The organism is Bartonella sp. AA78NXGY, assembly GCF_042197005.1.
GTDB lineage: Bacteria > Pseudomonadota > Alphaproteobacteria > Rhizobiales > Rhizobiaceae > Bartonella.
In genome coordinates, this window is the sequence record NZ_JBHIRI010000003.1 from 173,486 (window position 1) to 191,744 (window position 18,259).

Genomic DNA, 18,259 nt, shown 5'->3' on the forward strand with positions numbered 1-18,259 from the left:
TAAATGGCTGCTAAAGAAGTCAAATTTGGCCGTGAAGCGCGTGAGCGTTTGTTGCGCGGTGTCGACATCCTTGCTAATGCTGTTAAGGTGACACTCGGCCCTAAAGGTCGCAATGTGGTGATTGATAAATCATTCGGTGCGCCTCGTATCACAAAAGATGGTGTATCCGTTGCAAAGGAAATCGAACTGGAAGATAAGTTCGAAAATATGGGTGCACAAATGTTGCGCGAAGTTGCTTCTAAAACCAATGATATCGCTGGTGATGGAACAACAACAGCAACTGTTTTAGGACAAGCTATTGTGCAAGAAGGTGTTAAAGCTGTTGCTGCGGGCATGAACCCAATGGATCTTAAACGTGGGATTGATGCTGCTGTTGAAGAAGTGGTGGCAAACCTCTTCAAAAAAGCAAAAAAAATTCAAACTTCAGCAGAAATTGCACAGGTGGGAACAATTTCCGCTAATGGCGCTGCTGAAATCGGTAAAATGATCGCTGATGCTATGGAAAAAGTGGGCAATGAAGGCGTCATTACCGTGGAAGAAGCTAAAACCGCTGAAACGGAATTAGAAGTCGTTGAAGGAATGCAATTTGACCGTGGGTATCTTTCCCCTTATTTTGTCACAAATGCTGAGAAAATGGTCGCTGATCTTGATGATCCTTACATTCTCATTCACGAAAAGAAATTGTCTAATTTGCAATCTCTTCTTCCTGTGCTTGAAGCTGTTGTTCAGTCTGGAAAACCACTTCTCATTATCGCTGAAGATGTGGAAGGTGAAGCTTTGGCAACGCTCGTTGTCAACAAATTGCGTGGTGGTTTGAAAATTGCTGCTGTAAAAGCTCCTGGATTTGGTGACCGTCGTAAAGCAATGTTAGAGGATATCGCTATCTTGACATCCGGACAGGTTATTTCTGAAGATGTGGGCATTAAACTTGAAAATGTCACTTTGGATATGCTTGGACGTGCAAAGAAAGTGAATATTTCTAAAGAAAACACCACCATTATTGATGGTGCTGGACAAAAGGCTGAAATTACTGCTCGCGTCAATCAAATCAAGGCTCAGATTGAAGAAACAACTTCTGACTATGACCGTGAAAAATTGCAAGAAAGACTTGCTAAACTCGCTGGTGGTGTTGCTGTTATCCGTGTGGGTGGTGCAACAGAAGTTGAAGTGAAAGAAAAGAAAGACCGTGTTGATGATGCTTTGAATGCAACACGTGCTGCTGTTGAAGAAGGTATTGTTGCTGGAGGTGGTACCGCATTGTTGCGTGCAGCAAATGCGTTGACCGTTAAGGGAAGTAATCCTGACCAAGAAGCTGGTATTAGTATCGTTCGTCGTGCTCTACAAGCACCAGCGCGCCAGATTGCAAGCAATGCTGGTGAAGAAGCCGCTATTATTGTGGGCAAAGTGCTGGAAAATAATGCTGACACTTATGGTTACAATACCGCAACTGGTGAATTCGGTGATTTGATTGCTTTGGGAATTGTTGATCCTGTGAAAGTTGTGCGCTCTGCTCTTCAGAATGCGGCTTCAATTGCGAGCCTTCTGATCACAACAGAAGCAATGGTTGCTGAAGTTCCAAAGAAAGATACACCAATGCCTCCGATGCCTGCTGGCGGAATGGGTGGAATGGGCGGAATGGATTTCTAAGCTCTTATTCCATAGAAGTAATAAAGAAACGGGTCTTCTGTGCCCGTTTTTTTATGCTTTTTCATGTTTTCCAATCGGTGAATTTGGTGATTTGATTGCTTTCAAGAATTGTTGATCCCGTGAAAGTTTTTGCGTTCTGCTCTTCAGAATGCGGCTTCAATTGCGAGCCTTCTGATCATAACAGAAGCAATGGTTGCTGAAGTTCCAAAGAAAGATACACCAATGCCTCCGATGCCTGCTGGTGGAATGGGCGGAATGGATTTCTAAGCTCTTATTCCATAGAAGTAATAAAGAAACGGGCCTTCTGTGCCCGTTTTTTTTTATGCTTTTTCATGTTTTTCAACCGGTGAATTCGGTGATTTGATTGCTTTCAAGAATTGTTGATCCCGTGAAAGTTTTTGCGCTCTGCTCTTCAGAATGCGGCTTCAATTGCGAGCCTTCTGATCACAACAGAAGCAATGGTTGCTGAAGTTCCAAAGAAAGATACACCAATGCCTCCGATGCCTGCTGGCGGAATGGGTGGAATGGATTTCTAAGCTCTTATTCCTAGACGTAATAAAGAAACGGGTCTTCTGTGCCCGTTTTTTTTTATGCTTTTTCACGTTTCATACAGTTTTTCCTTTTATGACAGTTCCTTTATCTTATAGGATTGTTCTATTCTCCTCTGGTTGATCTACCGTTATTGTGAATGAATCTCACTCTTAATCCATAGCTTTTTCTCTTGTTTTTATGAAATGTTTCTATTGTGCGGGGATCGTGGTTTCCTTTGAAAATATTGTGCTAATAAAAATACAATTCTTTGATTTATAGTCAGTTATTCCTAATACAGTTCTGTTTTTTCATTTCAGGTTTATGCATGCATCGTTAAAAAATCCTGGGTTTGTGCTTCATAAGGTGAGAGGTCACTACGGTTTTTATGAACCAACGCAATCATTAAAAGTCAGTAGTTAAGAAGAGTCAGTAGTTAAGAGTTAGTACCTATTGAGCGTTGGAAAGACAGAATTGAAAAGAGCATGATGGGGCTGGTTTGTTTTTTATGAATAAGATGCTGGTATTTCAAGCTTTTGCATAGAGGAATAAGCATCTCTCTGTTTAGTTGATCTCTGAAATGGGGAGACTGCTCCATTTGAGAAGCTTAAAGATAAAAGCTAATTTTTCGCCTTGCTCTCATCTTTTCTTCGGTAAGCTCATCACCTAAATTGGAGCCAAACCCATGTTGTTATACTCAAGTTCTGTTTGTTGCCTATATTGTGACAGAAAATTCTTGAGTGGGGAGCAATTTTTGAACTAAGGGGACCATGACAGTTAGCCGAAAAAAATCATGACAAGACAGTAGGCGTGCTTGTGTTAGAATTTTTAATGCTTCTGATGATAAAGGCACGCGAAATTCTGTTGTAGCCTCATGCCTTCTTTTCATATTTTCGAGCCAAGGATTTTCCATATATTCTCTTCAACTTGACCTTTATGCATAGAACATAAGGGAATTGGGAGGGTGGAAATTGGGAGGGTGGAAATTGGGAGGCAGGGAATTGGGAGGGTGGAAATTGGGAGGCAGGGAATTGGAAGGCAGGGAATTGGGAGGCAGGGAATTGGAAGGCAGGGAATTGGGAGGGTGGAAATTGGGAGGCAGGGCATTGAGAGGCAGGGCATTGGGAAGGTGAGAGGAGCCGGCTTGCTTTTTTATTCAACGTAAAGATGAGAGGCTTTATGTAAGGCTACCATTACATTGCTTGTTTATGCACTTCTTTAAAAGAAATGTCTTTTAATACAAATTCTTGGCAATGCTATTTATGAAGAGTATAAAATCATTTGGATATCAATAGTTTATTAAAAAAATGTATGTTGGTATGATCCTTTTCTTATGTTACCAAAGTTGCTGACTTACGCGTTGGTTAAAAATCTCTCTTCATACCCCTAAATTCATTTCATGAAAGTGTTTGTGAAGAGTGTATAAAAATTTCTCGTGAGACATGAAAAATCATCAATAAAATCTCCATGTTTTCAAAAAATAACGAATGGCTTTTTATATTTAAAAGATTTAACACGTCTCACGTTTTTTATTTATTTTAGAGCTGAATATTCGATTTTTGTGTAAAAATACTTCCCAGCACATCTACGATCCGTGAAAAATCAAGTGCTAATAAGAAAATGATGAATATAATCCATTTCGTATAGCGTGACATCATTTTTACACTTTTATACGTTGTGATGATTTCTTGTAGGACTTCTTTTTCCTTTTCTGTAAGCTCTGTTTGTTTTTCCGTTTTTTTTCTAGCCATGTTTCCACCCACACATGTGTTCCCCTTGTTTGTTATGCTTTAAAATATCTCTTGCGAGATTTGAACTGATGATATTGAGATCTTTGTTGTCTAAATAAATGGGCATCCAACCAACGCAAGAAAAAGGCTCATTGATTGTTTTTATCGCGCAACCAGTGAGTAAGAGCAGCGCGTACATCAGCATCACTTTTTTGATTAATTTCATTTTCCACCTCTAGCCGTGTTGTTGATGACTTTAGCGTTTTTTCTATTTGCTTTTGTTGTTCAACCTTCTTTCCAAGAGTGAAAGCTTTTGCTAAAGCGATAAAAAAAGCGGTCAGAGCCGCTCCTGTTATCATCAGATTTTTTTTCAACCACCACATCATAAGCGCTGCTCCCGAAACCGTTTTGCCACAAAGAAAATGCCAACGCAGGCGGCTAAAACCATAATGGTTGCTAATGCCCATTGGATGGGACCATTGCCTGCCAATAAGCCCCCAAGTCCAGAAAAAGAACCAATAATCGGTGTAAGCGCTTCTGCTTTGAAAAATCCCATTGGAGCTTGCGTTTCTACAGTTTGGTAGTTGGGAGAAACATAAGCCCCTTTTGCCCATAATCCCGATTCTGCTGCACGACGGTGCACTAAACCGTGAAGACGTTTTCCTCCTGCTTTAGTCCACTTTTGTAACTCAGCAGGGACGGCTTCATATTCGCCATTATTGAGTTTTTTGAGCAGGGTCGAATTACAAAAAGCCGATGTTCCTATATTATAGCAAAACGATACGAGCGCGGCGAATTGTTCATCCGTTAAAGAAACCGTCACATGTTTTTCAACGGTATTTTCAAATTGTCTTAAATCTTGAGAAAGAACTTCTTCTGCTTGTTTTTCAGTAATGATCATGCCCTTGTGAACGAACGGTTTGCCAGCCGCGCTGGTATGACCATAGCCAATTGTCCACACCCCGATGGCATCTTTATAGGCTTGTAAACGCAATCCTTCCCATTGTTTAATGAGCGCAAGCCCTGCTGATGATATTTTTCTCATTTGCTTCTCCATAAAATAAAGCCTCACGTTAACGTGAGGCTGGTTGACAGATTAAAAATGAATTTTTCACGCTTCAAAAACAGAAGAGATGTGAAACTTTTATGAAATCAAAAGGTTGGTTATGACATCTTAGGGAATGGGGGAATGGTTGGTCAAAAGGGATAATAGTTGGGTAAGTGGAATAATGGCTGGGCAAGAGGAGTAATAGTTGGGCTGGTGTTTTCCGTTAAGAGAGGTTGTAGATTTTAAGAGCTTTTCCTGGTGTTTTTGATGGAGCCTTCTTGGGGTGCGGGAAGCTGTTGGGTTGATGCACGATAAGTGTTGGTCTATTGCGGTTGTTTGGTCGTATGGCATTGATGTGGGGGTGTTTGAGATACGAAGTGGATACTCTCAGAAAAAAAAGACATATGCTTTTACTGAAGACGAAAGCATTAAATATTTTATGTATCAAACGTTTTGCTTATCCAAAGAGTCTCATTGTTACACAGAGCTTTGGGTTAACAAGAGCTGTGGAATTTTGATACAATTTTAAGAGGGGCTGGTTTTTATAGGACAATGGTGCTTTTTCTTTAAGAGGAAAGTTGTTGGCTATTTTTGTTTTATGAACGCAAAAGCTGGTTTTCTTAGAGAAATCTTAGCCGTAAAGCAGCATCTCTTCGTTCTTTGATGAATAGGAATATGGAAAAGCCTCAATTACATCGTTAAAGATTTGTATTCAGTAATCCTTTTTTGGTGAGAGGAAATAGAAACAGTTTTTCCCTCTGTTGTTTTTAAGTTTTTTTCAAATCTCTCTCTCAGGGTTTCGCCTTTTTTGTTGACTGTTTCATGTTCAGCTTCCGGATGGACTTTTAAATATTGTTCTAGACGTCTTCTTCCTTGCGCATGTTTATAAAAAGTGGTTGGAAGATAGGAATCTAACTTTTCAGCAGATAAAGATGAGTTGGGTTCACATAATACACCCTTAACATTATCTTTGTGCAATCTTGCTAATTTATCAGATTCAAGATGAAGCTTTTTGGCAAGGCTTAAGCTGAACATCCCACATTCAGAAGAGCTTCGCTGAATATCCATTTCTGCCGTGGTAAAAGAATAAGGAGGCAGTTGAAGACATTGAAGGGTTTGATTTATTTTTATCCCTAGTTTGCAAGCTGTGATATTCTGAAATGTTGTAGGTTCAAGCATAATCAAAGAGATTTTGTCATCAACTTTTTGATAATCAAGGACGGCAAAGTGGATTTTGCTTCCCGAATTTACTATAAATCGGGCAGATTTTGCGTCGCTCTCAACGACTTCTTTTAGGGCGTGCGAAAACTCTTCTGCTGTAAGAGCCAATTTGAGATTCATTTCTGGATATTTGCTGTTTGCTTTTTCTACGAGAGCCGGCATCAATCTAATATCTGTGTTTTCATAATAAGCGTTAATCCAACGGCCGGTGACAAGATCATCTTCTAAGCCTGTAATAATATCTTTTAATTCGTCAGAACTCGGTGCAACATGTTCTTCTTCTGTTTGGATGGAACTTTGCATCAAACGTGCAATAAGGTCTTCTAAAGATTCATTTGCACCTGCTCCTTCTGGTGTTTGTGAGGAATGAGGGAGGGAAGAATCTTGTGGCTTCATAAGCTTAGCCTCTATATTGATGATCGATAAATGATATTATTTCTTCAATTCTGGCTAAACAATGTTTGCAGGAAAGATTTTTATCTAAAAAAAACAAAGAGATGAAATCATCTTTATTTTAAAAAATTTTTGTTACGAAAGACAAAATCCCCCGCTTTTCAGAGTCAAAGGTAAGGTATCTTTTTGTCTTTTAAGAGGTCACGTTGCTTACTGTTTGCATCTTTACCTCAAAAGAAGATTTGCTAACAGCAATTTATGCCTTACCGTAAAGCCGCAGAGCTTCATTCTTTGTGGATGTGGAATATGGCTATGGCCAAAACGCTTATTACATCATTAGAGATTTGTATTCTGTGGCTCTTTTTCTGTGTTGTGAAACGGAAACAGTTTTTCCCTCTGTTGCTACCAAGCTTCTCTCAAACCTCTCGTTTAGGGTTTCGCCTTTTTTGTTTACTTTCTCCTGTGCTGCTTCTGGATTGGCTTTTAGATATTCCCCAAGACGTCTTCTGCCTTGCACGTGTTTGTAAAAAGAGGTTGGAAGATATGTATCTAACTTTTCAGGAGATAGAGGTGTATCTGGTTCACATAATACACCCTTAACATTATCCTTATGCAGTCTTTCTAATTTTTGAGATTCGGTATGAAGCTTTTTAGCGAGCGCTAAGCTGAACATTCCACATTCAGAAGAGCTTCGCTGAATATCCATTTCTACCATGGCAAAAGAACAATTGGGCAACTCATGCGCTTTAAGAGCCAATTGTGTTCTTAATGCCAGCACTGCTGGTTTCATATTGTTGAGTGTTGTAGGTTCAAAAAATATCACGGAGGTTTTGTCATCGATGGTTTGATGATCAATCACTGAAAAATGGATTCCCCTGTCCTTTGTGTGAATGATAAATCTAGAAGATTTTATGCCTTTTTCGAGTGTTTCTTTTAGTGCAAGGGCAAAGTCGTGAGATGATGCTACCAATTGAAGACGCATTTCAGGATATTTAAGATTTGCTTGTTCTACCAAGGCTGGCATCAGTTTAAGATCTGTACTTGCATAATCAGCTGTAAACCAACGACCCATTAAGATGTCATCTTCTAAACGGGCAACAATATCTTTTAATTCCGCACGATTGAATGGGATATTTCTTCCTTTTTCGCTACTGGGTTGTTCTAAATGTGCAGTAATATTGTCTAATGATACATTTGCATGTGCCCCTTCAGGTGCACTTGCTCCTTCTGGTGTTTGTGAGGAATGAGGGAGGGAAGAATCTTGTGGCTTCATACTATTAGCCTCCATATTGATAATCGATAGGTGATATTATCTTCTTCAATTCTGGCTAAACAATGTTTGCAGGAAAGATTTTTATCTAAAAAAAACAAAGAGATGAAATCATCTTTATTTTAAAAAATTTTTGTTACGAAAGACAAAATCCCCCGCTTTTCAGAGTCAAAGGTAAGGTATCTTTTTGTCTTTTAAGAGGTCACGTTGCTTACTGTTTGCATCTTTACCTCAAAAGAAGATTTGCTAACAGCAATTTATGCCTTACCGTAAAGCCGCAGAGCTTCATTCTTTGTGGATGTGGAATATGGCTATGGCCAAAACGCTTATTACATCATTAGAGATTTGTATTCTGTGGCTCTTTTTCTGTGTTGTGAAACGGAAACAGTTTTTCCCTCTGTTGCTACCAAGCTTCTCTCAAACCTCTCGTTTAGGGTTTCGCCTTTTTTGTTTACTTTCTCCTGTGCTGCTTCTGGATTGGCTTTTAGATATTCCCCAAGACGTCTTCTTCCTTGCACGTGTTTGTATAAACGAGCTGGAAGATATGGATCTAATTTTTCAGCAGGTAAAGGCGTGTCTGGTTCACATAACACACCCTTAATATTATCTTTGTGTAGTCTTTCTAATTTTTGAGCTTCGAGATAAAGCTTTTTGGCAAGGCTTAAGCTGAACATCCCACATTCAGAGGAGCTTCGTTGAATATCCATTTCTACCATGGCAAAATGAATATTCGGAAATTGGTGATGTTCAATGGATTGTCGCGTTCTTAATGCAAGTAATGCGGGAAGCGTGTCACGCAGTAAGGTCGGTTCAAAAAAGATCAAAGATGTTTTATTATCAATGGTTTGATGATCGACAACCGCAAAATGAATTCCCCTATCTTGTGCGTTAACGATCAGCCTAGAAGATTTTATGCCCTTTTCGAGCGTTTCTTTGAGAGCAAGGGCAAAGCCGTCAGGGGGGCTTGTAAGTTTGAGATTCATCTCTGGATATTTACGATTTGCTTGATCGACCAAGGCTGGCATCATGTACAGATCTAGAATATCATAATAATTTTTGATCCAACTGCCATCGGCATTATGCTTTTCTAAACCGGCAATAATATCTTTTAATTCCGCACGATTAAAAGGGGTGTTTTTTATTTTTTCAATGTTAAGCCGTTCTAAATGTGCAGTAAGAGTGTCTAATGATGCATTTGCATGCGTCCCTTCAGGTGCACTTGCACCTTCTGGGGTTTGTGAGGAATGTGGTGGGGGAGAATCTTGTGGCTTCATAATCTTAGCCTCTATGTTGATGATCGATAAGTGATATTATCTTCTTCAATTCTGGCTAAACAATGTTTTGAAAAACAAGCCTTTGCATCTTGAAAGGTGAGGCGATGAGAGCATAATAATGCCGTTTTCATATTTTTATGCGTGTATTGCTCATCATTGCTGTGATGTATGATATTGGTATTTTATGGGGGGATTATTAGGGCGTTCTATTGAGAGCCCTTATTGAATACCACTTGTTTTGAAAATCTCAAAATTATGGGGCTGTTGGTGATGCAAATTGTGTAATGCAAAAGAAAACAGTCAGAAAAGGACGAAAGATACCTTCAAACCGTAAAGTTTTAAACATTGTCGCGAAACACACTGTTTTATAACAGTCTATGATAATGCGAAAATTTTATGATGAAATCTGGACGCAGAAAACCCCTTACCGCATCTACCATTAAATACGATTTTTCATATTCTGTCAACCGCAAAACGATTATTTTTCCTCCTTTATCGCGGGAAAAAATCTACAGAAAAAAGCTCATTCATTGGCTATGCAGCAAAATATATTGTTTTAATGGAAAAGTTTTTGATGTGGCAAAAAACATTTTCTCCTTTGAGAAAGGCGGGGACAAGATGAAGGGAGAATTGTGGTTTTGAAATCCGTGGTATTTTATTGATGGAATTAGGAAGGCGGTGGTTGGAAGGTGTTGCGGGGCAAAGCTTTAGGTGTTGGCGATTTGTGGGGGTGATTGGGGCTGTGCTGGCTGTCGTATTAGTGGTGGTGTGATAGGTGTGGAGGGTTATCGGTGCAGTTGTTGATGAGGGAGGAGATTGTTGGTAGGGGCTTTTTCTTTCGTTTAAGGGATGATGCTTTTAATTGTGTCAAAAATCAACGGGTTGTTTTAATGATAAGCTATTGATTTATAGTGGATATTTTATCATTATTTATCTTGAATGAGAAAACCAGATTATGCTGAAATAAAAGCCATAGTTTTTGTCCGTCATAAGATCAGAAGAGCCATATAGAATTGTACAAGAAAAGACGTAAAATGACGATAATGAATTGTCTGAAGAGCTAAGGATGTTGCGATATTGGGTGAATTGTATGATGAGGGTGGTTTGTTACAATGGGGGTAGAGGGAAGAATGTTGCTGTTTTTTAAAGAGGGGGCAATATTTATCCTGTCCATGCCGTGAATATGCCGTTCCATGCCGTGAATATGCCGTGAAATATTGTCCTTTGAGGCATGGATTAAGTGAGGCACTGGTAGGTATAAGGTTAAGTCTCTTTGACAGTTGAAGTATTTTTTAAAGGGCGTGGTGGATATTTTTAAGCTTGTTTGTTGTGCGCTTTAAGCTTGTCAATCCCATGAAATTTTATGAAAGGGCATGCTCAGTGGATCTCAAGTGTCACTTGCCAAAGGGGGACTTTATAAAGGCGCTGGTTATAAAGAGGCATGTTATAAAAGAAGGGGGAGAATCTTTATCCTGTGAGGGGGAGGAAATGATGGGTGTTTTAGCCAAGGCTCTTTTGGGTAGAACTGTCAAAATGTTTATAAAGGGCATCAAGAATAATACGCAACGAGCCAACAAGATTAGGCAGCGGTTGATCTTCTATAACAAGATAGTGTAATGCCGCATGAAAGTTGTGTTGACGATGTAGATATTGTGCTTCTTTAATCGCTTCTTGCATAGCTTCATAGTGTTCCGTTGCTCTTTGGATCCATTGCTTTTTTGCTTTCTCATCTGATGCGCTGTGCGTAAAACCATCATAATAACCGTTTGGTAAACCTTTTGCACATAAATAGTCGTTTCTAATTTGCAAGTATTGTTGCGCCGTGTCATATTGCTCTTTACTGATGCCTGATGAAGCCTCTTTATAGCCAAGCAAACAAAGACGCCCAATATAGGTTCCGACAAGCGGATTTTTCGCTTCTTCGAAGCTTAAACCAAAGTGTTTTGCACGCATTTCAATCGCAGATTGAAGCGCAGATTCGCTGGAATTTTGGGCACGTGAAATACAGCTATTGGGCTCTCGCTTTCCTGTTATTTTCGATCTACCGCGTTTTTTACGTATTTTCATGAACTTAACCATTTGAATGAAAAAGAAACTGTCTGTTGATGGGGGACAGTGATGTAAAAAGCACTTGGCGCAAATATTGGGGGGAGCAAATACTTAAGAGGGGGAAAATACTTAAAAGGGGGAAAATACTGGGGGGGAGTGAGCAAATACCGGGAAATATCAGCCGTTGCAGATCAAAAAACAAACGATACTAAAGGCGTTTTAAATGCAAAGAAAAGCAACGGTGTGGGGCGAAAAAATCATCTTTAAGGTGGTTTCTTACCTTTTTTATCTTATCCCTATCAGTCTTATCTTCCGCCCCTGTCATGCTTATTTTTTTATTGCTAGCGGATTATTTGCTTTCTAAATATTTCTTAACTGTTCTTGAGAGATTGAAGGAAAATTTTTGTCAAATGTGAATGAAAAAATAACAATGGATTTCAAGGGCATGTCATCGTCTTTCTAATAGGAAGTTTTTTCTAATGGGATTATTTGTCTCTTTTTTCACGAGCGCTTTGTGGAAATTTTTCAATTCCACTTTTGAAAGGTCATTGTTTTCTTAAGTTGGAAGCTTTTTATTTGGGTTCTCTTATTTTTTTGTTGTTGGGCGCTTTCCCAAGATATTTGATATACATCACGCTGTTAAGCATACTTTTATCCTTTATAGGAGATATATTGTCTTCTGTTGAGTGGCAGAGAGCGGCAAAAAGCAAACCTCCGCATTCTATTATAATAGCATAAGATGCCCTATATTTTCAAATAAAATATCGTTTATCGGCTTAAAATAAACTGTGAATGATCTCGCTATTTTGTTTGGTGTATCCTTTGTAAGTATCCTTTATAGAGTATAAGTTTTCCGTTTTAATGGATCTCATCATAAGACGAGGGGATGTCGTTTAAAGGACGGAATGCATTATCGAAAGAGGCTGTTTTTATAAGAAGAAAATGCCTTTATAAAAAGATGCTTTTATAAGAGATGCCTTGATGAATGTAGGGGCTATACAAATGTAGGGGCTGTGAGATATTTCATCTTTAATGAAGAATTTTTAAAATGAAGCCTTTTTGATTAAGAAGCTTTCAAATGAGGATTAAGGTTGTTTGTCGCACGTTTTTTATACTGGATAATCGATTGCTTGTTTGACTTTGTTTTGTGTTGTGTTGCTTTTTAAAGAGCCATGTCTTAGGGCTCTCTTTTGCCCATTTTGCAAGGGTGCTCATGAAGGGTATAACGATAAAGTCCCCAATGAAATCCATATAAAGTTTGAATAATATAAAATCTATTGCACACTTCCATTTTTACGCTTGTGAAGAAGAAAGTCTATAGCATCACACATTTTGCCAGCTCTCATTGTTGCGGACAGCTCTTGGCATTTGAGGCGCTTCCTTAGAGGCATTTATCATCCTTTCTTAATGTTTTACTCTATATGGCTCTTTCTGCTTGTAACGCACAAGAGACATGGTTTGGGTTGATTTAATATGGAATAGGTTTGGAATAAGACAATCCTACGGTATTTAGGGTTCTCATTTAATATGAAAAACAATAAATTGTTATAAATCAGTGTATTGTTTGTAAACTTTACACATCAGATATTTCTTAGATTGAATATTTTTGCTTGTTGAGTTTTGTGAAACATTGTCTTTTGAAGTGTGGGTAATAGATAAGAGGATACAATGGCATTTGTGCTTGTAAGGTTTAGGGATTGTATGTTGTCACGTATGAGAAATTTTAAAAATAGACTTAAAGGGGCTTATAGCGCGTGTTTCATGGTGAAAAGAGTGCTAGATAAACCGGTTTTGCTGGTTGCATGTTCTCAAAGAGTGAGTGGGCATGTTAGAAGTGAGAAAATATCCGTATGATCGAAGATAAATCACAACACCAATCTGCCCATAAGGGAAATACGGCTTTTGCGTCACAGCCCGTGTTAAATCAGTGTGCGGTTTTCAAAAAATGGACGGCTCTCTCAAGAAAAGATTACGTCATCATTTTGTGTTTGGCTATCCTCTTGTTGGTGCTTTTTGCCGCGACTGTCTATATGAATCCTTTGGAGTTTTTTCACGTTATATCCAAAGAACAGTTTCAAGCACTGGGACAAATGGAACAAGGAGATCTTCGAAAAATGATTAAGGAGATCTTGAAACAGCCTTTTGAAAATAATCCTGCAATCGTGTTTTTGCGTGACGCGGGATGGAATAGTGTTTGGGCTTTTTTATGTCTCTTGCCGCAAATGATTTTTGGTGTTCTTGTGGTGTTCTTTCCACTCTTTTTTGTCTTTAACGCTATCTCTAAACGGGAGGTGAAGGAAATGATGAAGCTGTGGGATACATTGCCAGAGCAGCAACAGCTAGACAACCAATTTCTCAACAGAACACAATAGGAAAATAAGTGGCTGCTTCTTTTATAAGTACTTTTGTAATTTTGACTACAGTATGGTGGAGTACTGTCATGTTTCTCGGGGAGATCATGATACTTTTTTCTACTCTGATGACAATCTTGGTACTTTATTATTCTTTGATAAAACGGACAATATTGTTGTGTGGGATGCGGCGGAAATTAAAAAAGGGTGCATTACAGAATTTGGGGCATAATCAGAAAGTCAGCATAGGACAAAATACAGTTTGTGCAATAAAGTTCAGCCCCCTTTCTTTTCAAGAATCTTTGGAACTTTCAAGAAAAGATTATTATATCATCTTTTTTCTAGCTTTCATTGTGATTGTGGTTTTCGCAGTTTTGCTCGCTTTTTTTGCTTTTTTTCCAAAATCTGTGATTTTTTTACACAATTATATGCCTCTATTGTTTAAGGTTGGCGTTTTTGGCATGCAGCTGCTGTTTTGGTTTTGTGCGTGTATTGTTGTCGCTTTACCTGTCATTTTAATCTTCCATAGTCTCCTTCATTATGGCGTGGAAAAAACAATAAAGAAATTAGAAATGGTTGCTTGAGAAGAGAATAAAAATGATGATTTCACATCAATGCGATAGGGGAAACACGTGACTATTGTTATAAAATTTTTGGCTTTTTTAGGGTTCACCATCATTGCCATTGTAATGTTTATGGTTATGATCCGGCTTCCTTACCGGTTGATCAAACATATCAGGTTATCTTTTAAACTCTCTCAAGACTTGAAAAAGAGTACAACGCAAAAAAAGCAAGCCATACAACAATTGTGCAATGATCTGGGAGAAATGAAAAGACACAATCTCGCCCATAAGACCCTTGATGCGACAATGCGCTTTCTTAACTTCAAAGAATTTCTGCCTCTTTCTTCAAAAGAATGTAAAATAATCTTTTTTATCTTTATCTTCTTTACTGTTTTGCAATCTGCTTTCTTTGTCGCAAATTTGGTATGGTGGAAGAGCGATATGGTCGGCGTTATCATGCAGCTGTTGAGCATTCTATGGTTTGGGCTTCTTCTCTTTTTTCCGATCATTGGGATCATGTGTATAAAATTAACGAGAAAATTGAACAAAAAACTTCAACAATTGAAAGAAGCAATACAACAACGCGATCAGGCAATTCGTATGAAGAATGGGCGTGGAGGATAAAATGACGAGTAGTCTTATAACATTAATGGCCTTTTCTTTCCTGTTCTTTATGGTCTTAAATGTTTTATTGTGGGTGCCAATCGTTGTCATTTATTACCTGTTTATCAAGCGTGCGCGGTTGTATTGCCGCGTGAAAAAGGAACTGAAATGCGTGCTGAATGAACGCGATATCGCCTTAAAACAGATCTCTCAAAAATAAAAAGCAGCTTTCTCTTGTTTGGCAAGACTATAAAAAAATATTCTATCTTTCTACGGTCATGGCGACTGCTCCAATAGTTATAACTGTTGTCGTTAAGATATGGAGAGGGCAGGACTTTGTTTCTCTTGTCGTATTCGAGCCACTGGCATGGCTGCTTGCCTGTACTTTTTTATTCTTACCGATTGTTTTTATTATGCGTTTTATCGTGACCCGTCAGTTGAACAAAATGATACGGCAATTAGAAGAAGAGGTTGAGCAGAAAGGAGCTCCCGTCATATTATACGATGTGAGCGAGGGGAAAGTGAGCGAGGGGAAAATGAGCGAGGGGAAAAAGTGAAGAGAGGCTTTCGTTGAGCCTTGCTTTTGACTTGTTCATTAAGGAGCATGGGGTGCACTTCTCGTTTTATGCTTTTTTATATTTGTGTCGTGTTTTGAGAAAAATTGAGGCTCTTGCTTGAGTTGAGGCTTTTGTTTGAGTGGGGCTTTTGCTTGAGTAGGATCCTTGCTTGAGTGCTGAGGGGAAAGTGAAGAGGGGCTGCTCTTGGGTTTCACTTGCTGTTTCTGTTCTCTTAAAGAGAGAAAATCTTGTAACTTATTTTCTTTTTATCAAGCATAAAAATGTGTTTTACCAAGCGATATTGAGAGCGAAAAATCTATACTTAAAGCAAAAGATATTCTGGTGTTTGGGGAAGAAGAGCCCATTTTCTTGCAGGTGGAGAGGTAAGACGCATAGAGAAGACGCGCCAAAAGCACACGTTTTGCTCCATAGAAAGTGTAACAGTGCTTTTAAAGAGCCTGGGGTAGAGGGGGAAATTGAAAGAAAAGAGGGACATCTATTTATTTACGAGACCGTGAAGGACAGTTTCTCTCTCTGGATGAAAAAGGTTTTGTGCAATTTGGTTATGGAATTGTGAGAGACGCTGGTATCCATGCGGCGGCTTGCCAAATGATTAATCCTTATCATTTTAGGGCTTTATCATTTTGGGGGGCCAGATTGACAACGAGGCATTGAGGCAAAGGGGTGGATTTTAAGGCAAAGGGATTGAAATTTCTTGAGGAAGAGGTAAGCGTAGGGCGTGTCGTGTACTTGAGGAAGTTTTCGATGAGGCAATGAATGAGGTTGATTTGGGACTGAGGTTGATCTTGGCCGCGTGCTTGGCTTTCAAGATGGGGGCACCACCTTGGGAAAAGGAGGGGGGTGGCTTGTAAGCACCTCACGTATAGTGCTTCATGTATAAGCGCGTATAGGGCAAATAAACAAAATACGTAGAGGGGATTTATAGTACTTGCATTACTCTGAGAAGGGTGCTAAGCGAATTTACCGCGCTGGTGGCGTGCTATCAAATATTGAAGAGTGGGAATTTTAGAAGTGGGGGAGTATCCGTATGATCGAAGATAAATCACAACACCAATCTGCCCATAAGGGAGATAAGGCTTTTGTATCGCAGCCAGTGTTGGATCAATCGGCAACTTTCAAAAAATGGATGATGCTTTCAACAGGCGATTATATCATCATTTGTTGTTTGGCTATCCTCTTGTTGGTGCTTTTTTCCGCGTCTGCCTATATGACCCCTTTGGAATTTTTTCACGTTATATCCAAGGAACAGTTCCAAGCACTGGGACAAATGAAACAAGAAAGTCTTCAGGAAAGACTTCAGGAAAGTCTTAAACACCCTTTCCAAAATCCTATAATTCAGCATGTTCTTGATGCGGGGTGGAATAGTGTTTGGGCTTTTTTATGTCTCTTACCGCAAATGATTTTTGGCGTTCTTTTTGGTTTTTGTCCGCTCTTTTTTGTCTTTAACGCCGTATTTAAACGGGATGTGAAGGAAATGATGCTACAATGGGAAACCTTGCCAGAGCAGCAACAGCTAGACAACCAATCTCTTAACAGAAGACAATAGGGGGGGAAAGTGACCGCTTCTTTAATCATTGGAATGTTGACTGCCGTAGGGACGACAATTTTTATTTGTTCTGCAATTTTTATGGTATTCCTTTCTACCGTGGTGACAATCGTTGCACTTTATTATTCGTTGATAAAACGGACAATCTTGTTATTGGTGACGCAGCGAAAATTAAAAAAGGGTGCAGCGCAGAATTTGAGGCATAATCAGGCAGAGGGTAGAGGACAGAGGACAGTTCTTACAACACAGTTGCGTGCCTTTTCTTTTCAAGAATCTTTGCTTCTCTCAAAAAAAGATTATTTTATGATCTTTTCTATCGCCTTCGTTATGGTTGCACTTAGCACAGGTGTTGTCGTTTTTTCAGCTTTTCTTCCAAAATCTGCGGTTTTTTTGCACAATTACGTGCCTATGATAGTGCTTCACATTATTGATTTTGTCATGCGACTGCTGTTTTGGGTCTGGACATGTATTGTTGTTTCTTTACCTGTCATTTTAATTCTCCATAGTTTTCTTCAGTATGGCGTGCAAGAAACAGTAAAGGAATTAGAAACATTTGCTTGAGAAGAAAATAAAAATGATGATTTCACATCAATGCGATAGGGAAAAAAAGGGAGCATTATGATGCAGCATTTGGTTTTTTTAGGGTTCATTATCATTGCCATTTTAATGGTTATGGTTATGGTCAGGTTTCCTTACCTGTTGATCAAATATATCAGGTTATCTTTTAAACTCGCTCAAGGCTTGAAAAAGAGTACGACGCAACAAAAGCAAGCCATACAACAATTGCGCAATGATCGGGGAGAAATGAAAAGACACAATCTCGCCCATAAGACCCTTGATGCGAAAATGCGCTTTCTTAACTTCAAAGAATCTCTGCCTTTTTATTCAAAAGAATGTAAAATAATCTTTTTTATCCTTATTCTCTTTTCTGTTTTGCAATCTGCTTTCTCTATCGCAAATTTTGTATGGTGGAAAAATGATAATGTTGCCTTTATCATGCAGCTGTTGAGCCTTATATGGTTAGGGGTTCTTCTCTTTTTTCCGATCATTGGGATCATGTGTATAAAATTAACGAGAAAATTGAACAAAATACTTCAACAATTGGAAGAAGCGATACAACAACGCGATCAGGCAATGCGTATGCAGAATGTGGAAGGGGGACAAAATGACGAGTAGTCTTATAACATTAATAGCCATTTCTTTCCTGTTCTTTACGCTCTTAGGTGTTTTAATATGGGCGCCAATCGTTGTCATTTATTACCTGTTTATCAAGCGTGCGAGGCTTTATTGTCGCGTGAAAAAGGAACTGAAATGCGTGTTGAATGAACGCGATATTGCCTTAAAACAGATCTCCCAAAAATAAAAAGCAGCAGAATGTTTGATAAAAAGCAGCTTTCTCTTGTTTGGCAAGACTATAAAAAAATATTCTATCTTTCTACGGTCATGGCGACTGCTCCA

17 protein-coding genes and 2 pseudogenes are annotated in these 18,259 nt (G+C 38.9%); 10 read left to right on the forward strand and 9 right to left on the reverse strand.

The window, feature by feature from the left end; all coding sequences use genetic code 11:
• Window positions 1-3: 3 nt before the first annotated feature.
• From groL to groEL (ACFINL_RS03250), 3 genes and pseudogenes are all read left to right on the forward strand, one after another.
• Window positions 4-1,647: a chaperonin GroEL gene (groL, locus tag ACFINL_RS03240; protein WP_375606493.1), complete on the forward strand. Its 1,644-nt coding sequence runs from the start codon at window positions 4-6 to the stop codon at window positions 1,645-1,647.
• A 76-nt stretch (window positions 1,648-1,723) separates the two neighbouring features.
• A pseudogene (gene groEL, locus ACFINL_RS03245) lies at window positions 1,724-1,914 on the forward strand (chaperonin GroEL); the annotation flags it as partial.
• A 72-nt stretch (window positions 1,915-1,986) separates the two neighbouring features.
• A pseudogene (groEL, locus tag ACFINL_RS03250) lies at window positions 1,987-2,183 on the forward strand (chaperonin GroEL); the annotation flags it as partial.
• 707 nt (window positions 2,184-2,890) lie between these two features.
• Here groEL (ACFINL_RS03250) and ACFINL_RS03255 read toward each other — a convergent pair.
• From ACFINL_RS03255 to ACFINL_RS03295, 9 genes are all read right to left on the reverse strand, one after another.
• Window positions 2,891-3,088 carry a hypothetical protein gene (locus tag ACFINL_RS03255; protein WP_375638307.1) on the reverse strand — a complete coding sequence of 66 codons (198 nt, stop codon included), beginning with the start codon at window positions 3,086-3,088 and terminating at the stop codon, window positions 2,891-2,893.
• Window positions 3,089-3,713: 625 nt separating this feature from the next.
• Window positions 3,714-3,926, reverse strand: coding sequence for a hypothetical protein (locus ACFINL_RS03260; protein WP_375610233.1), 213 nt, complete (start codon window positions 3,924-3,926; stop codon window positions 3,714-3,716).
• Window positions 3,919-4,131 carry a hypothetical protein gene (locus tag ACFINL_RS03265; protein ID WP_375627760.1) on the reverse strand — a complete coding sequence of 71 codons (213 nt, stop codon included), beginning with the start codon at window positions 4,129-4,131 and terminating at the stop codon, window positions 3,919-3,921. Before ACFINL_RS03265 ends, ACFINL_RS03260 begins: the two co-directional genes overlap by 8 nt.
• Entirely contained in the window at window positions 4,055-4,291 is a 237-nt protein-coding gene (locus tag ACFINL_RS03270) for a hypothetical protein (protein WP_273790902.1), read from the reverse strand. The genes ACFINL_RS03265 and ACFINL_RS03270 overlap by 77 nt, the downstream gene beginning before the upstream one ends.
• A complete protein-coding gene (locus ACFINL_RS03275; RefSeq protein WP_375611604.1) occupies window positions 4,288-4,950 on the reverse strand; it encodes a lysozyme in 663 nt (220 codons plus the stop codon). Before ACFINL_RS03275 ends, ACFINL_RS03270 begins: the two co-directional genes overlap by 4 nt.
• Before the next feature lie 693 nt (window positions 4,951-5,643).
• Entirely contained in the window at window positions 5,644-6,570 is a 927-nt protein-coding gene (locus ACFINL_RS03280; RefSeq protein ID WP_375611605.1) for a YopJ/AvrA family T3SS effector serine/threonine acetyltransferase, read from the reverse strand.
• A 325-nt stretch (window positions 6,571-6,895) separates the two neighbouring features.
• Complete coding sequence (locus ACFINL_RS03285; protein ID WP_375650136.1) at window positions 6,896-7,840, reverse strand: YopJ/AvrA family T3SS effector serine/threonine acetyltransferase; 945 nt, start codon at window positions 7,838-7,840, stop codon at window positions 6,896-6,898.
• A 326-nt stretch (window positions 7,841-8,166) separates the two neighbouring features.
• A complete protein-coding gene (locus ACFINL_RS03290) occupies window positions 8,167-9,111 on the reverse strand; it encodes a YopJ/AvrA family T3SS effector serine/threonine acetyltransferase (protein ID WP_375650143.1) in 945 nt (314 codons plus the stop codon).
• A gap of 1,500 nt (window positions 9,112-10,611) precedes the next feature.
• Entirely contained in the window at window positions 10,612-11,178 is a 567-nt protein-coding gene (locus ACFINL_RS03295; RefSeq protein WP_375650150.1) for a hypothetical protein, read from the reverse strand.
• Window positions 11,179-13,010: 1,832 nt separating this feature from the next.
• Between ACFINL_RS03295 and ACFINL_RS03300 the strand changes: the two genes are divergently transcribed.
• The 7 genes from ACFINL_RS03300 to ACFINL_RS03330 all read left to right on the forward strand — a co-directional run bounded on the left by ACFINL_RS03300 (window position 13,011) and on the right by ACFINL_RS03330 (window position 17,977).
• Window positions 13,011-13,532, forward strand: a complete 522-nt coding sequence (locus ACFINL_RS03300; protein ID WP_375621575.1) for a hypothetical protein — start codon at window positions 13,011-13,013, stop codon at window positions 13,530-13,532.
• An 8-nt stretch (window positions 13,533-13,540) separates the two neighbouring features.
• Window positions 13,541-14,095: a hypothetical protein gene (locus tag ACFINL_RS03305; protein ID WP_375650156.1), complete on the forward strand. Its 555-nt coding sequence runs from the start codon at window positions 13,541-13,543 to the stop codon at window positions 14,093-14,095.
• Between the two features lie 48 nt (window positions 14,096-14,143).
• Complete coding sequence (locus ACFINL_RS03310) at window positions 14,144-14,698, forward strand: hypothetical protein (protein WP_375647103.1); 555 nt, start codon at window positions 14,144-14,146, stop codon at window positions 14,696-14,698.
• 257 nt (window positions 14,699-14,955) lie between these two features.
• Entirely contained in the window at window positions 14,956-15,234 is a 279-nt protein-coding gene (locus ACFINL_RS03315; protein ID WP_375650164.1) for a hypothetical protein, read from the forward strand.
• Between the two features lie 1,048 nt (window positions 15,235-16,282).
• The gene (locus ACFINL_RS03320) at window positions 16,283-16,801 is read left to right on the forward strand and encodes a hypothetical protein (RefSeq protein WP_375627750.1); all 519 of its coding nucleotides are present in this window, start codon (window positions 16,283-16,285) and stop codon (window positions 16,799-16,801) included.
• A 9-nt stretch (window positions 16,802-16,810) separates the two neighbouring features.
• Window positions 16,811-17,362, forward strand: coding sequence for a hypothetical protein (locus ACFINL_RS03325; protein ID WP_375650175.1), 552 nt, complete (start codon window positions 16,811-16,813; stop codon window positions 17,360-17,362).
• Between the two features lie 57 nt (window positions 17,363-17,419).
• Window positions 17,420-17,977 carry a hypothetical protein gene (locus tag ACFINL_RS03330; protein ID WP_375627748.1) on the forward strand — a complete coding sequence of 186 codons (558 nt, stop codon included), beginning with the start codon at window positions 17,420-17,422 and terminating at the stop codon, window positions 17,975-17,977.
• Window positions 17,978-18,259 lie beyond the last annotated feature (282 nt).

What these genes read in the sequence shown, in the direction of transcription:
- groL (WP_375606493.1), top strand. Translation starts at nt 4, where the DNA reads ATGGCTGCTAAAGAAGTCAAATTTGGCCGTGAAGCGCGTGAGCGTTTG.
- ACFINL_RS03255 (WP_375638307.1), bottom strand. Translation starts at nt 3,088, where the DNA reads ATGGAAAATCCTTGGCTCGAAAATATGAAAAGAAGGCATGAGGCTACA.
- ACFINL_RS03260 (WP_375610233.1), bottom strand. Translation starts at nt 3,926, where the DNA reads ATGGCTAGAAAAAAAACGGAAAAACAAACAGAGCTTACAGAAAAGGAA.
- ACFINL_RS03265 (WP_375627760.1), bottom strand. Translation starts at nt 4,131, where the DNA reads ATGAAATTAATCAAAAAAGTGATGCTGATGTACGCGCTGCTCTTACTC.
- ACFINL_RS03270 (WP_273790902.1), bottom strand. Translation starts at nt 4,291, where the DNA reads ATGATGTGGTGGTTGAAAAAAAATCTGATGATAACAGGAGCGGCTCTG.
- ACFINL_RS03275 (WP_375611604.1), bottom strand. Translation starts at nt 4,950, where the DNA reads ATGAGAAAAATATCATCAGCAGGGCTTGCGCTCATTAAACAATGGGAA.
- ACFINL_RS03280 (WP_375611605.1), bottom strand. Translation starts at nt 6,570, where the DNA reads ATGAAGCCACAAGATTCTTCCCTCCCTCATTCCTCACAAACACCAGAA.
- ACFINL_RS03285 (WP_375650136.1), bottom strand. Translation starts at nt 7,840, where the DNA reads ATGAAGCCACAAGATTCTTCCCTCCCTCATTCCTCACAAACACCAGAA.
- ACFINL_RS03290 (WP_375650143.1), bottom strand. Translation starts at nt 9,111, where the DNA reads ATGAAGCCACAAGATTCTCCCCCACCACATTCCTCACAAACCCCAGAA.
- ACFINL_RS03295 (WP_375650150.1), bottom strand. Translation starts at nt 11,178, where the DNA reads ATGAAAATACGTAAAAAACGCGGTAGATCGAAAATAACAGGAAAGCGA.
- ACFINL_RS03300 (WP_375621575.1), top strand. Translation starts at nt 13,011, where the DNA reads ATGATCGAAGATAAATCACAACACCAATCTGCCCATAAGGGAAATACG.
- ACFINL_RS03315 (WP_375650164.1), top strand. Translation starts at nt 14,956, where the DNA reads ATGGCGACTGCTCCAATAGTTATAACTGTTGTCGTTAAGATATGGAGA.
- ACFINL_RS03320 (WP_375627750.1), top strand. Translation starts at nt 16,283, where the DNA reads ATGATCGAAGATAAATCACAACACCAATCTGCCCATAAGGGAGATAAG.
- ACFINL_RS03330 (WP_375627748.1), top strand. Translation starts at nt 17,420, where the DNA reads ATGATGCAGCATTTGGTTTTTTTAGGGTTCATTATCATTGCCATTTTA.